At 69.5% G+C, this 413-nt stretch carries 1 protein-coding gene; it reads left to right on the top strand.

Annotation, left to right across the window (positions count from 1 at the left end; genetic code table 11):
- Positions 1-77 precede the first annotated feature (77 nt).
- On the top strand, positions 78-413 hold a 336-nt coding region (locus D7Y04_RS43045; RefSeq protein WP_199749840.1), incomplete at its 3' end, for a hypothetical protein.

Below are 413 nucleotides of genomic sequence, written 5' to 3'. Positions count from 1 at the left end.
AGAGGACCTGGGCGAGCGGCTATGCTCCAGTCCTCCTCGCGGCCTTCGAAGCGACAGGGCCGGTGTGGTGACTCCTGGTGCCCAACTTCCGCCACCTGCCCGACGAGAGAATCCTCGAGCTGCACGACGTCGCGCTCAACTGCGACCTGGTGGGGCAGGGCACCCAGCTGGCGCTCCTGGAAGGAATCGACCCCGCGTGTGTCGCCCCGATTCCGGTGGGCGGGCCTCCGGCGGCCACGCTGATGGCGACGCTCTTCCGCTTCAACGGCATCGAGCGGCTCGCGGATGGTTCGGTTCCCCTGGTGCAGTGGCTGAGGCGCGCCTGGCAGCTCAGCCGCGCGCTGCAGGTGGCCGACCACTTCCAGCGCTGCATCCAGGAACTCTCCAGCGGACCCTCGCGTCCCGTCCAGGCA

Source organism: Corallococcus sp. AB038B (assembly GCF_003668955.1).
Taxonomy (GTDB): domain Bacteria; phylum Myxococcota; class Myxococcia; order Myxococcales; family Myxococcaceae; genus Corallococcus; species Corallococcus exiguus.
The sequence above is the reverse complement of the archived record's forward strand: the minus strand, read 5'-3'. Positions and strand labels throughout refer to the sequence as shown.